The organism is Leucobacter chromiiresistens, from assembly GCF_900102345.1.
In the GTDB taxonomy this organism is placed as follows: domain Bacteria; phylum Actinomycetota; class Actinomycetes; order Actinomycetales; family Microbacteriaceae; genus Leucobacter; species Leucobacter chromiiresistens.
In genome coordinates this window covers 2,337,347-2,350,769 of the sequence record NZ_FNKB01000001.1, presented here as the reverse complement: position 1 = coordinate 2,350,769, position 13,423 = coordinate 2,337,347, and the positions used below count along the sequence as shown (strand labels likewise).

General features: G+C 66.0%; 17 protein-coding genes and 1 tRNA gene. 4 read left to right on the top strand and 14 right to left on the bottom strand.

The annotated features are described in order from the left end of the window. Positions 1 to 804: 804 nt before the first annotated feature. Genes BLT44_RS10740 through BLT44_RS15315 form a run of 6 tightly spaced genes read right to left on the bottom strand, consistent with a single transcriptional unit; the run spans position 805 to position 4,809 of the window. The gene (locus tag BLT44_RS10740) at positions 805 to 1,611 is read right to left on the bottom strand and encodes a hypothetical protein (RefSeq protein ID WP_010157086.1); all 807 of its coding nucleotides are present in this window, start codon (positions 1,609 to 1,611) and stop codon (positions 805 to 807) included. Next, on the bottom strand, positions 1,611 to 1,760 hold the full coding sequence (locus BLT44_RS15640) for a hypothetical protein (RefSeq protein ID WP_155819091.1): 150 nt from the start codon (positions 1,758 to 1,760) through the stop codon (positions 1,611 to 1,613). Before BLT44_RS15640 ends, BLT44_RS10740 begins: the two co-directional genes overlap by 1 nt. 2 nt (positions 1,761 to 1,762) lie before the next feature. Next, a complete protein-coding gene (locus BLT44_RS10735) occupies positions 1,763 to 2,548 on the bottom strand; it encodes a hypothetical protein (RefSeq protein WP_010157087.1) in 786 nt (261 codons plus the stop codon). Continuing rightward, complete coding sequence (locus BLT44_RS10730) at positions 2,541 to 3,560, bottom strand: ParB N-terminal domain-containing protein (RefSeq protein ID WP_010157088.1); 1,020 nt, start codon at positions 3,558 to 3,560, stop codon at positions 2,541 to 2,543. Before BLT44_RS10730 ends, BLT44_RS10735 begins: the two co-directional genes overlap by 8 nt. Beyond that, positions 3,557 to 3,898 carry a hypothetical protein gene (locus BLT44_RS10725; RefSeq protein ID WP_010157090.1) on the bottom strand — a complete coding sequence of 114 codons (342 nt, stop codon included), beginning with the start codon at positions 3,896 to 3,898 and terminating at the stop codon, positions 3,557 to 3,559. Before BLT44_RS10725 ends, BLT44_RS10730 begins: the two co-directional genes overlap by 4 nt. Beyond that, positions 3,898 to 4,809, bottom strand: coding sequence for a hypothetical protein (locus BLT44_RS15315; protein ID WP_143026043.1), 912 nt, complete (start codon positions 4,807 to 4,809; stop codon positions 3,898 to 3,900). The genes BLT44_RS10725 and BLT44_RS15315 overlap by 1 nt, the downstream gene beginning before the upstream one ends. 221 nt (positions 4,810 to 5,030) lie before the next feature. Here BLT44_RS15315 and BLT44_RS10715 point away from each other — a divergent pair, with 221 nt between their 5' ends. Further along, positions 5,031 to 5,348 (top strand): hypothetical protein, encoded by a 318-nt coding sequence (locus BLT44_RS10715; protein WP_143026042.1) that lies wholly within the window; start codon positions 5,031 to 5,033, stop codon positions 5,346 to 5,348. A 163-nt stretch (positions 5,349 to 5,511) separates the two neighbouring features. Here BLT44_RS10715 and BLT44_RS10710 read toward each other — a convergent pair whose 3' ends face one another. Next, complete coding sequence (locus BLT44_RS10710; RefSeq protein ID WP_074690195.1) at positions 5,512 to 5,724, bottom strand: helix-turn-helix domain-containing protein; 213 nt, start codon at positions 5,722 to 5,724, stop codon at positions 5,512 to 5,514. Between the two features lie 44 nt (positions 5,725 to 5,768). Here BLT44_RS10710 and BLT44_RS16170 point away from each other — a divergent pair, with 44 nt between their 5' ends. Further along, on the top strand, positions 5,769 to 6,161 hold the full coding sequence (locus BLT44_RS16170) for a helix-turn-helix domain-containing protein (protein ID WP_425311210.1): 393 nt from the start codon (positions 5,769 to 5,771) through the stop codon (positions 6,159 to 6,161). On the opposite strand, the gene BLT44_RS10705 is transcribed toward BLT44_RS16170, so the two are convergent. Continuing rightward, positions 6,121 to 6,194 (bottom strand) — tRNA-Ile (locus BLT44_RS10705). The two genes, BLT44_RS16170 and BLT44_RS10705, sit on opposite strands and share 41 nt — an antisense overlap. An 18-nt stretch (positions 6,195 to 6,212) precedes the next feature. Continuing rightward, positions 6,213 to 7,106, bottom strand: a complete 894-nt coding sequence (locus BLT44_RS10700) for a FadR/GntR family transcriptional regulator (RefSeq protein WP_010157093.1) — start codon at positions 7,104 to 7,106, stop codon at positions 6,213 to 6,215. Positions 7,107 to 7,347: 241 nt separating this feature from the next. Here BLT44_RS10700 and hemQ point away from each other — a divergent pair, with 241 nt between their 5' ends. Beyond that, the gene (gene hemQ, locus BLT44_RS10695; protein WP_010157094.1) at positions 7,348 to 8,070 is read left to right on the top strand and encodes a hydrogen peroxide-dependent heme synthase; all 723 of its coding nucleotides are present in this window, start codon (positions 7,348 to 7,350) and stop codon (positions 8,068 to 8,070) included. A gap of 119 nt (positions 8,071 to 8,189) precedes the next feature. Then, the gene (locus BLT44_RS10690) at positions 8,190 to 8,678 is read left to right on the top strand and encodes a Dps family protein (RefSeq protein ID WP_010157095.1); all 489 of its coding nucleotides are present in this window, start codon (positions 8,190 to 8,192) and stop codon (positions 8,676 to 8,678) included. Positions 8,679 to 8,800: 122 nt separating this feature from the next. Here BLT44_RS10690 and BLT44_RS10685 read toward each other — a convergent pair whose 3' ends face one another. The 5 genes from BLT44_RS10685 to BLT44_RS10665 form a co-directional block, all read right to left on the bottom strand. Continuing rightward, positions 8,801 to 9,589 (bottom strand): glutamine amidotransferase, encoded by a 789-nt coding sequence (locus tag BLT44_RS10685; RefSeq protein WP_010157096.1) that lies wholly within the window; start codon positions 9,587 to 9,589, stop codon positions 8,801 to 8,803. An 85-nt stretch (positions 9,590 to 9,674) separates the two neighbouring features. Next, the gene (locus BLT44_RS10680; RefSeq protein WP_010157097.1) at positions 9,675 to 10,913 is read right to left on the bottom strand and encodes a beta-ketoacyl-[acyl-carrier-protein] synthase family protein; all 1,239 of its coding nucleotides are present in this window, start codon (positions 10,911 to 10,913) and stop codon (positions 9,675 to 9,677) included. A gap of 131 nt (positions 10,914 to 11,044) precedes the next feature. Further along, positions 11,045 to 11,293: an acyl carrier protein gene (locus BLT44_RS10675; RefSeq protein ID WP_010157098.1), complete on the bottom strand. Its 249-nt coding sequence runs from the start codon at positions 11,291 to 11,293 to the stop codon at positions 11,045 to 11,047. Positions 11,294 to 11,392: 99 nt separating this feature from the next. Further along, a complete protein-coding gene (locus tag BLT44_RS10670; RefSeq protein WP_010157100.1) occupies positions 11,393 to 12,397 on the bottom strand; it encodes a beta-ketoacyl-ACP synthase III in 1,005 nt (334 codons plus the stop codon). A 19-nt stretch (positions 12,398 to 12,416) separates the two neighbouring features. Beyond that, a complete protein-coding gene (locus BLT44_RS10665; RefSeq protein WP_074690193.1) occupies positions 12,417 to 13,337 on the bottom strand; it encodes an ACP S-malonyltransferase in 921 nt (306 codons plus the stop codon). Positions 13,338 to 13,423 lie beyond the last annotated feature (86 nt).

Genomic DNA, 13,423 nt, shown 5'->3' with positions numbered 1-13,423 from the left:
TTCAGTCATCCCTACTCAACCTGCGAGGTAGGACGATATGACTCCGCCCAGTCTCAACTGATCCCCACGGGTTCGGGTTCTTCACGACCGATGGACCACCGATTTAGAACCGTGAGGTCAAATGTCATTTCGAATGCAAGGGGACGGGACCATTTCAGGGCGAATGGATGCGCCTATTGCGCGAAGGCTTGCCACTCCAGTTAGCCCGCGAAAGTCGATTGCGCTTGCAAAGACGTCAATGAGCAAGTTTGACCTTGCCTGACTTCCACCGTGGGTACGCTCGGCTAGAGTCTGGCACGGTGCTTACCCTTCAATGGCCTTGTACACGAAGTAGCCGATCAGCGTCGAGACGAGAAAGGTCAACAGTCCAGTTAGGAGAACATTTCTAGTAACACGTCTCGGATCCACGGCTCGCGCTGTGGACCAAAAACCGTAGGCAAAGAAGGACGCGGAGAGGCCTACAGTGAGCGAAGCAAGCAGCAGCCAAAAGACCTCGAACGCGGGGCTGCTGAAGTAGTGCGTAAACCCGAGAACACCACACACGAGCATCGTCACTACACCAACAAGCGCGCCACGATTGAATTTCGTTGTCGGCTCTCGATCTGATCCCATGTTCTCCTCCTTTCATGGTTAGCAATACAATCCAGCGATGCCGACGATGAGAGAAGTAGCTGCTCCGCCTATAGCTGGGGCGTGCCCTCCTGTGGGTATCGTAGCGAGAGCTGCAACGGACCAGAAAACACCGGAGGTTCAGCCCTAGGCGGGTGCGGGCGACGAGGCCGGTCTCGGAGATCAATTCTTGGGTCACCCTGCGGACTCTGCGAGGGTGCCGAAGTGGCCGGCCTCTTCCATCTTCTTCAGAAACCGTTGCCCGGTCTTCGGGGTCTTATCGCCCAACCATTCGCCCACGAGCTTCCCTGTTGGACGCTTCGACTCCGCTGACACGTACTCGAGCACGCGCGCTCGAACCTCCTTCTCAGCGACAGGGGCGTCCTCATCGGTCACGAGTCGAAGCGACGCGCCCGCTGAGCGGTCAGGAGCGGCCGACTCCTCCGAGTCTCGCGCCGGCACGGCAGGAGAAGCCGGAGCATGCGCCGCCTGACTGGCGCTCCGGGTCTCGGCCGCCACCGGCTTCTCCTGCACCCGCCGCTGCGGCGACGGCTCGCCGCGGTCGCGGATCGCCTGCAGCTTGGCGCGCTCCTTCTCGTCGGGGATGAGCATCATCACGAGATGCGTGATCGCGAGCAGCGCAGCGGGCGGCGTGGACGCCAGGATCGCAGCGGCCCACGGGCTTGTCAGCGAGAGGTCTGCCGCACGCCACGCATGCGTAGCGTTTGCCACGATCGACACCCCAGACAGCAGCACGAACGTGGTGTACGCGAGCCACCGGCCAGAAACCCCTCGCAGGCGGAACTGAGCGGCGGCGATCATCGTGGCCACGGTGCCGACGTCGACCAAGACCGGGAACAGCTCGGGCAGGGGCAGCCCGTTCACCCGCGCCACGTCGATGAGGGTCGCGTACGAGATCGCCATCGCCGACGCTCCCACGATCGCCAGCGGGATCCCGAGCGACGTCACCATCGCCCAGCTGCGGCTCGGCTTCTTCACCATCAGAGATTCCCTCCCTCGGTCGCCTGCTGGCGCTTCCTCAGTGAGGCGAGGCCGGCCGCGAGCGGGATCGCAGCCCAAACGACGACGATGCTCAGCAGCGAGCTCGTGAGTGCCCACATCAGGGCGGGGTATTCGAAGTAGTCGTTCATGTTCAGACCCAATCTGTGAGCATCCGAGAGCCGGCCTCGCCGGCCCGGAAGGCGTTCTTGAACGCCGTGAGCGCTCGGTAGTGCGATCCCGAATCCGAGATGCGAAACGACGCGTCGAGCAAGAACTGCCCCATGAGGCTCGTCGCCGTCGTGTTCGGTCGAGAACCGCGCGCGATCTTGATAACCGCGACGACCTGATCGATGGTCAGCGACGGGCAGTGACGGTGCGCTGCGACACGATCATCCGCGTCGTAGGAGAGCCGCTGCGGCGGGTTCGCAGCGATCCAGTACAGCAGCTCCCGGACGACGGCGTGATGGCGGGGATCGACGACCTGAGCGATGGACCCGAAGGTGAGATTCACGACGTCCTCCAGCGGCGTCAGATCGTGCTCGTCTCGGTCGGTGGCGCTGAGGTTCGTGTACTCCGCGTAGCCCACGTTCTCCAGCGGCGCCCCGCGGACACCCCACTCCTTCTGCAACCAGCCGATCGCGGTGGTGTGGAAGTAGGCCCAGGGCTCTGCTGCGGCCGCGATGTACCGGGCCGGGCAACTGTCGGGGTTCTTCCTGGTGGTCAGCAGGTTCGTGATGATGATCTGCACCACCTCCTCGGCACAGATGGCGTAGCCCCAACCGCGGGCGGCTTCCCGCAGTTGCCCCACCTGGTAGGCGTGCAACTGCTCGATGAACGCAGCACCCTCAGCACTTTCGAACACGTCAACGCCGTGGTCCGCGATCTCGGTGAAGATCGCTCGCGTACGCCAGTCGGAGAACTTCTCGACCTCAGCCACGACGGTCCTCCAATCCGAGCTGACGGAGCGTCTGCGACGAGAACAGATGCGTGACTTCGACACCGATCCGCTGCAAGCTCTGAGACACCTCACCGTCGACCGTGCACTCGACGACCACGACCGAGGAGAGCGCGTTCACGAGCGCCACACGCACCGCTCGCAACGATTCGCGATGCCACTCGCCCATCCGGCCGGCGAGCACCAGAACGTCCCGGAAATCGCTGCTCTCCAGCTTCTCCTGCAGGAGTGTCGTGCTGCGGACCACCTCGTCCAGACGTTGCTCTGCAGCGCGCTTCTTCACCATTTCGGGATCCTCCGACTGCCGGAGCACCGCATCGTGAGTCTTCTGGACCGCCTTGAAGATGGGATCCACCTTCGCCATGGAGGTCTTGAGCTTCTCGTAACCTCGCTGCGCGACCTCCCGCACCTCGTCCGGTACGTCCTCCGCCTGCGCAAGGTTCCGCACCGCAGCAACCTTCGCCAGGTACTCCGGCTCGTGACCGGTCTTCTCGATCGCCACCTCGCGCACGCTCACCGAGGGTTGCACCTCCCCGTTATTCCCGGCAGGAATAACGGGGATCGCCTGCCCTTGTCGAAGCCCCGACAGTTGCCGCTCTTTCGCCTGCAGCTGATAGAGCGGCAAGTCGAACGTCTCCCACGCTTCGAGGATCTCGGCGGGTGAGAGATCCTTGCGGGCACGATTCGTGACGAACTCGAGCACGCTCTCCTGATCCTCGGCGAGGTTCGTGTACACCTCCGCCCGAATCGTGGTTCGACCGTCCTGCTTCGCCGCTTCGAGACGGTGTGCCCCGTCGATGAGCACGAGCTTGCCGTCTGCGCGTTCAGAGACCGCAATCGGGACGATCTGTTTGCCGGTATCACGGATCGAGTTGCGCAGCAGCGTTACGTGGGCGGCGTCGACACCTCGTTGACGCTCGCGCACGATGATCGACGCGATGTCGAGCTCAGCCGGACGAATAGTGACGTTGTCGGGAAGGATTGCGGTGCTCATGACACGACCTCCAAGAAGGCGGATACTTCGATCGGGGTCTGATCTGCGTCCCAGATCAGTTCGGCGGCTTCCAGCGTGTGAACCACGCACAGATGCCGGCGAGACGGGTTCGTGCGGCAGGTGCAGTCGCGCGCCCGCTCGGCGTGCTCCGGGCAGTACGTCCGGAACTTGGGTGTGAGAACGATCGACCAGCCCTGCGCCACCAACTCCGTCAGCTGTGCGGCGTGATCGTGCCAGGTGGTCTCCTGAGGGATGGACGGGAACAGGGGGTCGGTCGCATCGCAGGAGCGGACCTCGCACTTGATCGCGATGACTTCGCGGCGCAATACCCGGCCCATCAATCTGCGCCCCCTATCGAGAGCATCTCCCGTTCGAGCTCGGCAAACACGGGATCCACGTTCCGACGCGGTTCTGCGCACTCGACGCAGTGTGACCGGTCGATTTCCGGGAGGCGTTCGCTGCCCCACCAGTGCTCACCTCGCAGGCACGCAGCGACGGACGATTCGCTGAAGGAAGCTTCCCGTGCCGGGGCAGGATCGAATGGCACTGGCGCATCCCCACCGATTGGCCACTTCTCCGGGTGACGGACGATTACCGCGGCGATGTAGCTTGCCGGCTTGTTCACCCGACTGCTGGCTCGCAGCAGGGTGTCGCGCGCCGCCTGAACCACGTCTACGCCCTCGAGGTCGACACGGCCCGACACCTCTCGTTCGATGGCGGCGAGCGTGAGGCCGCAACCTGGCGCGAGCGCTTCGAGCTCAGCGTCGATTCCGGCCTCGCGCGTGGGCAGGTTGGTCGGTTCGTTGAAATCCTGAGAACCAACCAACCAATCAGTTTTGGTTTTCTCTTCCTTAAAGGACTGCGGATTTTCCACCGTGTGCGGATTATCAGCACTGGGAGATGAAGCCAGTGCGGAAAATCCGCTGTCAGGCTGACCTGGAGTTCTTCCGGCCAATGCGGATAAACCGTACTGGTTGTTCTCGGCCGCAGCGAGATACTCCTCATAAGGCTCTTCGAGCTCGATAAGCGCCTCTGCGGCATCGGCCACGTAGTCCGGGTCGGGGTCCTGCATGAACAATCGAAAGCGGCGCTGACCGCCGCGCGGTCGTCCGGCAGCGTCCACGTAACCCCGTGGGTAGCGGTCCCTCACCTCAATGAGGAACCCGGCTTCGAGAAGCTTGCGCTTACCAGACTGCCAAGCTGCCGCGCCGAGCTGAAGGTCATCACGAGCCTGGGTTTGCGTTGGCATCCTCCGGGGGTCGTGCGACAACAGATAGAGCAAAATCGATAGAGGGTTGCCTGTTAGACGTGGATCGCGGGCCCACCAATTGCGATATTGGCCGAACTCACTCTCAAATGCGAGTCGCGGACGCACAATCTGGGGGGAAGTGATACTGCTTTTCTCCGTCGGACTACTCAAAATGCCGCCAGCTCGGTGAGAGTGCCGTACCCGACGTGCACGGTAGTGGCATGCGTAAAATCTCTAAACGAAAACTGCATACTGTGCCCCATCACGAGCTGCCAGTGGGTGCTCACTTGCTCGAAGTGCGCCGTCAGATGTATTCCGGCCCTAAAGGGGTGAGCGTGCGCGTCCGCTATCACCAAGGGAGCAGCCCGCTTAGCGCGATTTGGTACTCCTGGCAGGGAACGGAATACCCTGCGTTCGAGAAGGGGCAGTGGTTGCTGGCCTACGGACATGTTGGGCCCGGCCGTTATGGTGATCCGATCGTTCTCTTCGTCGACAACTTCGAGTGGTGGCAGCGAGACCCGATTCTCGAGTTTCTCTAGAGCGCAGATGATGCAAGTGTGAGAATTAACGTGCTCGCGCGCTGCGGGACGACTGCCAGGTTCTTCAACTGCGCGCGAGACCGTGTCGTTTTGGTGTGACACGAATTGATGTTCCTTTCTGGAAGGTCACCGAACCCCTGAGGCTGCAACCTCAGGGGTTCATCTATTTAAAGAGCATTTCCTTCGGCGCAACGGACTGAATGACTTTCAGCAGCAAGTTGTAGTCGTCGATCGTGAGCGGCACTTTGCCGGTCAGCTTCCTCGAGACCCACATTTCGCTCCGTCCGACCCGCCGAGCAATCCACGCCCGCGTCAAATCGCGTTCGTTTCGTAGGCGATCGAGGTCGCGGGCCGCTTGATCATTAGAGGTTGGCACGATTTGAAGTTAACGCATACCGTTGCAAATCGCAACGCCTGGTGATGGTGGGCGTTTGTTTATGCAATCGTTCCCGTAGAATCGCAAACATGCCGAAGAGTGAAGCGCAAGATCCGATTACTCCTGACGTTACGGGCGAGCGAATTGCGATGCTGCTGTGGCGTGCACATATGTCCGTCGCTTCTCTGGCACGTCAGATCGGTCGGGATCGGTCGGCGTTCAGTCTGAAATTGAATGGCCATCGACGCTGGTATCTCGATGAGCTGATCGAAATTGCGGCCGAACTGGATACATCCGTCGGTTTTCTTTTGGGGGAGACTGACGACGATCGTCGACCGGAACATCTCCAAAGCACGCAAAAGGCTCCCACCGCGAGTGCGGTGGGAGCCGATGGAGTAGGGCGTGCGGGACTTGAACCCGCGACCGATGGATTATGAGTCCAGTGCTCTAACCGACTGAGCTAACGCCCCTTGGGCGACTGTCTCATCTTAGCGACGGGGTGCGTCGATTTCGAGCTCGCCGGTTCCGGCGGCTTCGACCTCGTGCTCGTCTGCGGTCAGCGTTGCATCGGCGACGTCTTCGGCCCTGGTGCCAGACTCGGGCGCGGCCTCCGCGAACGCCTGCTCGATGGCGACGCCCGGATCGTATCCGGCGCCGATGAGGGATGCGGCCCGCTCGGTGTGCCGGCTGAAGTCGAGCATGTCGGTTCTCAGGCCGAGATCGCGGTCGACGTGCAGCGCCATGGAGTGCGCGGCGCTCCGCACGTCGCGCGCCTCGATGGCGCGCAGCACGGCCCCGTGGTCGAGGTGCATCGTCTCGAGCGTGGTGCCCAGGATGACGCGTCCCTGAGCGCGGGCGCGCTGCAGCACCGAGATCACGCCGAGGTAGAGGTCGAGCAGCAGCTTGCTGCCGCTCGCCTCGACGACGAGCAGGTGGAAGGAGCCGGGCGTCGTGCTCTGCTCGCAGGTGATGACTTCGTCACGGTCGGCCTGCTCGTCTCGCCGCACGGCGTCGCGCAGCGCCTCGAGCTGCGCCTCGCTGCGGTGCACGGCCGCGTGCTGCGCCGCCTCGTTCTCGAGCGAGCGCCGGTACACGAGCACCTCTTCGAGGTCGTGGTCGGCGAGGAACTCCGTGAGCAGCGTGCTCACCGGCGTGCGGGAGCGCACGAAGGTGCCGACGCCGGGCACGGTCTCCAGCATGCCGAAGGCAGCCAGCGAGCGCACCGCTTCGCGCACCGTCGACTTGCCGACGCCGATGAGCTCCATGAGCTCCGGCTCTTTCGGGATCAGGTCGCCGACCGCCCACGCGCTCGAAGAGATCTTCTCGCGCAGGTACTCGAGCGTGTCGCGCGCCTTCTGCGAACCCCGCAGGGGAGTGGACATAGCGAACCTCAGGGCCAGGGGAGTGGATGGTCCTCCCATGGTATCGGACGAGCGGCGGCGGATCTGAGGCCGCGTCGTCGGGGTGGGCGCGGTGCCCCGCGATCCCTGACGCCGTGGCACATCAGATGTACAGGCGGGGCAGTGGTAGCGTGCTGGTGCACCCGTTTTCGGGCCCGCAGGAGGCCCGCTGCTGCGCGTCACGATCGCGGTTCCGGGGTGCCGACCGAGAAAGGGAAGCTGCATGAACGAGGGAGAGCGGCCGCAGGTCGATCACCGGCATGTCGCCGAGCAGATCAACGCTGCAACGAACTTCACGATGTACGCCGTGTTCGCGGAGCGCCGCGGTGCCGAGAACGGGCGAGGCGCGAGCGGGCCCGGCGATGTCGCCGAGCTGCTTGCCGCACTCGAGCGCATCGAGGGCCTGCAGACCCGCGGGTGGTACGACATCTCGGGCTTCCGCGCCGACGCGGATCTGCTGGTGTGGTGGTTCGCGCCCACCACGGATGCGCTGCAGCGCGCCTACCGCACGCTCTGGGAGTGGGGCGGCGGTCGGCTCGCGCCGGTCTGGTCGAACATCGGCGTGCACCGCGCGGCCGAGTTCAATCGCGGCCACGTTCCCGCCTTCCTCGCAGGTGACGCGCCGAAGGAGTTCCTCTGCGTGTACCCGTTCGTGCGCGGGCGCGACTGGTACCTCCTCCCTGATGCGGAGCGCGGCAAGCTGCTGCGCGAGCACGGCATGGCGGCGCGCGATTACGGCGACGTGCTCGCCAACACCGTCGCATCGTTCGCGCTCGGCGATTACGAGTGGCTGCTCGCGTTCGAAGCCGACGACCTCGTGCGCATCGTCGACCTGATGCGCGAGCTGCGCGCCACCGAGGCCCGCCGCCATGTGATCGAGGAGACGCCGTTCTTCACCGGGCCCCGTCGCCCGGCCGAGGAGCTGCTGCAACGCATCGCCCGATAATATTCCTGCGCGTCATCTGGGAATTCTCGCGATTTATGCGAGCCTTGCCTTCCTTGCGCCCCGCTGAAATCGGCGTAGTGTGAAGGTACTCAGTCACACGAACGAAAGGGATCCACTCGATGTCTACCAAGCAGATCACTGTTCCCGCAGCTCAGGGCGACCTGCACCGCCCGTCCGGTGTGGCGCAGTACCTGACCCCCGTCGTACACGACCTCATCGCCCTCGCGGTGAATGGCAAGCAGGCGCACTGGCACGTGCGCGGTGAGAACTTCATCGGCGTCCACGAGTACCTCGACACCGTGGTGTCGAATGCGCAGAACGCGGCCGACACGGTCGCGGAGCGCATCGTCGCTCTGGGCCTGCCGATCGACGCCCGCATCGGCACTGTTGCGGCGCGCACCACGACTCCCGACCTGAGCGACGGCTTCCAGCAGTCCAAGGTGACGGTGCGCGAGGTCGTCGCGCAGATCGACGCCACCCTCGCGACCGTCTACGCGGCCGTGAAGGGGCTCGACGACATCGACCTCGTCAGCCAGGACGTCGTCATCGCAATCGCGCAGGAGCTCGACAAGGACCGCTGGTTCCTGTCGTCGCACTTCGCGGAGTAAGCGGAGTAATTCGCCGTCACCGCTCCGGCGGTCGATGAACGGGCGCGATCCTCAATGGGGATCGCGCCCGTTTCTCGTTGCTGCGCCGCGTGCGGGCCTGATCTCGTCGTCCGTGCAAGCCGTCAGATCGCGTGCGCGATCGGTTCGCTCGTCGGCCCCGCGCTGCGGTCGCCGCGGCGAGAATCCAGGTACTCCTCGACGAACCGCGCGAGCACCATGTGCGACGCGCGCACGTCCGCGGCTTCCGCCGTGGCGATGATCGAGTCGACCTGCGAGGGCTCGAAGTAGCCGTGGCCGGCGTACGAGCGCACGCGAGCGGTGAAGGCCGCGGTGTCGAGCTCGGGGTGGAACTGCGTCGCGTACACGTTCTCGCCGACGCGGAACGCCTGAACCGGGCACGTGGGGGAGCTGGCCAGCACGGTGATGCTCGGCGGCACATCGCTGATGGCCTCTTTGTGTCCGACGAAGGCGTCGAACGAGGCGGGGAGCTCGCGCAGCAGCGGATCGGAGGTGCCTGCTCGAGTCAGGCTGATGCGCACCGCCTGCGACGGCTCGCCGTAGGTGCGGTCGACGCGGGCCCCCTGGTGCGAGCCGATGGTGCCGACCCCGTAGCAGACGCCGAGGAACGGGAAGTCGCGGCGCACGACTTCGTCGAGCAGGCCGCTGAGCTCGCGTTCGACGCGCCGCTCCACGGCCGACTTGCGCTCGGGAGGCTCGCTCACGGTGAACGGGCTTCCGGCGAGGATGATTCCCGAATATCGCGCGAACGCGATGTCGCCGATCGTCGCCCGGTCGGCGCGGATCCATTCGAGTTCGTCGGGCAGCAGACCGGTCAGTCTGCAGTACGCCGCGTGCTCGTGCGCGGCGACGTCGTCCTCACCACGGGTGGTGATGAGCAGGAACGGCTTCATCCTTCTACCGTACCCCGGGCCACCGCACCCGCGGGCCCGCCGCGTCATCTTCGGTCACGCGCACGGGCCCGGCGTGTGAGGCGGGCTACTCGTACGAGCGAACCGCGAGCACGGCGTTGTGGCCGCCGAACCCGAACGAGTTCGAGATGGCGAGCTGCGGGGCGTCGCCCAGCGACTGCTGCTCGCTCGACACGGTCAACGGGATCTCGGGATCCTGCGACACGAGATTGATGGTCGGCGGCGCGATGCGCTGCTGCACCGCGAGCACCGTGAAGATGGCCTCGAGTGCTCCGGTGCCGCCGAGCAGGTGGCCGGTGGCGGCCTTGGTGGCCGAGACGGGGATCTCGGTCATCCGCTCGCCGAACACGTTGCGCAGAGCGGTGTACTCGGCGATGTCGCCGACGGGGGTGGACGTCGCGTGCGCGTTGATGTGCGTCACCTCGTCGGCCGTCGCCCCGGCCTGGGCGAGCGCCAGCTCGACGGCGCGGCTTGCGCCCTTGCCCTCGGGGTCGTTCGCCGTGATGTGGTACGAATCGGCGGTAACTCCGCCGCCCGCGATCTCGGCGTAGATCTTAGCGCCGCGCGCGAGCGCGTGCTCTTCGGTCTCGAGCACGAGCGCGCCCGCTCCTTCGCCCATGACGAATCCGTCGCGGTCGATGTTGTAGGGCCGCGAGGCCGTCTCGGGGGAGTCGTTGCGCTTCGACAGCGCCTGGGCGGAGTTGAACGACGCGAGGGTGATGGGGTGGATCGCGGCCTCCGCACCGCCCGCGATGACCACGTCGGCCAGCCCGAGCTGGAGATGCTCGAACGCGTTGGCGATCGACTCGGTACTGGAGGCGCATGCGGACGCGACCGTGCGCGCGAAGGCGCGGGCTTCCAGGTGCATCGATACGGCCGCTGCGGGCGCGTTCGGCATGAGCATCGGCACGGTCAGCGGCATGACGCGACGCGGGCCCTTCTCGCGCAGCGTGTCCCACGCATCGAGCAGCGTCCAGAGGCCGCCGATGCCGGTCGCCCAGTCGACGCCGAGCCGCTCGGGCGCGACCTCGGGGCTGCCCGCGTCGGCCCACGCCTCGAGGGCGGCGACCAGCGCGAAGCGGCTCGAGGGGTCCAGACGCTTCGCGACGGGCCGTTCGAGCACCTCGGCCGGGTCGACCTTGGCGGTGCCGGCGAAGCCGACGGCGAGGCCGTACTCCTCGACCCAGTCGTTCGCGAGCGTGCGAACACCGGATTCACCGGCGAGCAGCGCGCGCCAGCTCTCGGGGGCCGTTCCGCCGATGGGCGAGGAGGCTCCGATGCCGGTAACGACAATCTTCTTCGTCATGTTGTTCGTGCTCCGCGTTCTCAGAAGGGCTGCAGCCGAGGGAATGTCGGGGGGGGGGGGGAGTGAGCGAGCGCGGCGGGCCCGGACGGCCGATGCCGTCCGCGGCCGCCGCGCGTCGCTCAGCCGTGTGCTTAGGCCTGAGCCTTCACGATGAAGTCGACGGCGTCGCCGACGGTCTTGAGGTTCTTGACTTCCTCGTCGGGGATCTTGACGTCGAACTTCTCCTCCGCGTTGACGACGATGGTCATCATCGAGATGGAGTCGATGTCGAGGTCGTCCGTGAACGACTTGTCGAGAGCGACGACGTCTGCCGCGATGCCGGTCTCGTCGTTGACGAGCTCGGCAAGACCTGCGAGGACCTCTTCATTGCTGAATGCCATGGTGTGTTTCTCCTTGATCGGGGTTTCGGTCGGTGAAAAGTGTATGTCGCGCACTGGCGAGCGCCGGGCCGACGCGCGAGTGTCGCGCGGCGCGGGCGGTCAGGGGATCTCGATGACCTGCGCGCCGTACACGAGGCCGGCGCCGAAGCCGATGGTGAGCGCCAGCCCGCCCGAGAGCTCCGGCCGCTCCTCGAGCAGCGCATGCAGGGCGAGCGGGATCGACGCGGCCGAGGTGTTGCCCTGCATCTCGATGTCGCGGGCGATCGCGACGGTGTCGGGCAGCTTCAACTGCTTCGCGAACTCGTCGACGATGCGCATATTCGCCTGGTGCGGGATGAAGGCGGCCAGGTCGGACGCCTCGATGCCCGAGGCCTCGAGGGTCTCGCGGGCGACCTTCGCCATCTCCCAGACGGCCCAGCGGAAGACGGTCTGCCCGTCCTGACGCAGCGTCGGCCAGGCGACGGTGCCGGGGTTGTTGCGGTACTCCTCGAAGGTCGACGTCACGCGGATGGCGTCCCACTTCTCGCCGTCCGACCCCCACACGGTAGGGCCGATGCCAGTGTGATCGCTCGGGCCGACGACCACGGCGCCCGCGCCGTCGGCGAGCAGGAAGGAGATGCTGCGATCCGTCGGGTCGACGATGTCGGAGAGCTTCTCGGCGCCGATCACGACCACGTTGCGGCACACCCCGGCGCGCACGAGCGCGTCGGCCTGAGCGACCCCGTAGACGTAGCCGGCGCAGGCGGCGGAGATGTCGAAGGCGGCGGCGGGGGTGAGTCCGAGGCGGTGAGCGGCGAGCGACGCCATCGACGGGGTCACGGCGACGTTCGAGATGGTCGCGATGATCACGCCGTCGATGTCGGATCGCTCGAGGCCCGAGCGCACGATGGCCTGCTCGGCGGCTTCCACTGCGAGGTCGACCGCACCGATCGAGCGGCTCGCGCGGCGGCGCTGCACGATGCCGGTGCGCTGCCGGATCCATTCGTCTGAGGAGTCGATCGGTCCGACGAGGTCGTCGTTCGGCACGTCGAGGTCGCCGCGAGCGGCGCCGATCGAGAGGATGCGGGTGTGAGCAGGGCCCGAGGGCTGCACGAGAGCAGGCATGTGCACGGTTCCGTTTCGGTCAGGCAGCGGGGCCGGTGATCAGCGCCACGGCCGCGTCGAGGTCTTCTGGGGTCTTGATGGCGACGGCCGGCGTGCCCTTGAGCGCGCGCTTGGCGATGCCGGTGAGCGCGCCGGCGGGCGCCAGTTCGACGAGCCCGGTGATGCCCGCTTCGGTGAAGCCGGCCATGCAGGCGTCCCAGCGCACGGGGCTCGCGATCTGGGAGATGAGGAGCTCGACGAAGCGCGAACCGTCGGTGACGCGCGAGCCGTCTGCATTCGTCCACAGCGGGTGGCGGGGATCGTTCGGGGTGAGTCCGTCGGCGGCGTCGCGCAGGCGCGGGATCGCGGACCCCATCGCCTCGGTGTGGAACGCCCCGGCGACCTGCAGGGGCACGACGCGGGCACCGCGCGGTGCATCGCCCGCGAGCGCATCGAGCGCCGCGCGCTCGCCTGCTGCGACGATCTGCCCGCCGCCGTTGCGGTTCGCCGGGGTGAGTTCGTGCTCTGCGATCTTCGCGAGCACGTCGGCCTCGACGCCTCCCACGACCGCAGCCATGCCGGTGTCGACCGCGGCGGCGGCCTCCGCCATCGCGCGCCCGCGGACGGCGACGAGGCGGAGCGCCTCGGCCTCGGTGAGCACACCGGCCGCGGCGGCCGCGGCGAACTCGCCGACGGAGTGGCCGGCGATGCCCGCGTCCGCGATGGAGACGCGCGCCGAGAGCTCGCGCCAGGCGAGCAGGCTCGCGGCGACGATGAGCGGCTGGGCGATCGCGGTATCGCGGATCGCGTCGGCGTCGCTCTCCGTGCCGTGGGCGATCAGATCGACGCCCGCGTGCTCCGAGGCCTCTCCGAGGAAGTCGCGGGCGCCGGGCAGCTCGAGCCAGGGCGCGAGGAATCCGGGGGTTTGGGAGCCCTGTCCAGGGCAGGCGATGACAATCACGTGTTCCAGTTTCTCAGATCAGGGGCAGATGGCCTGCATATTTCCGACCACACTTTGCGTGTTTCTTTGTGGAACCCCTGCAGGGA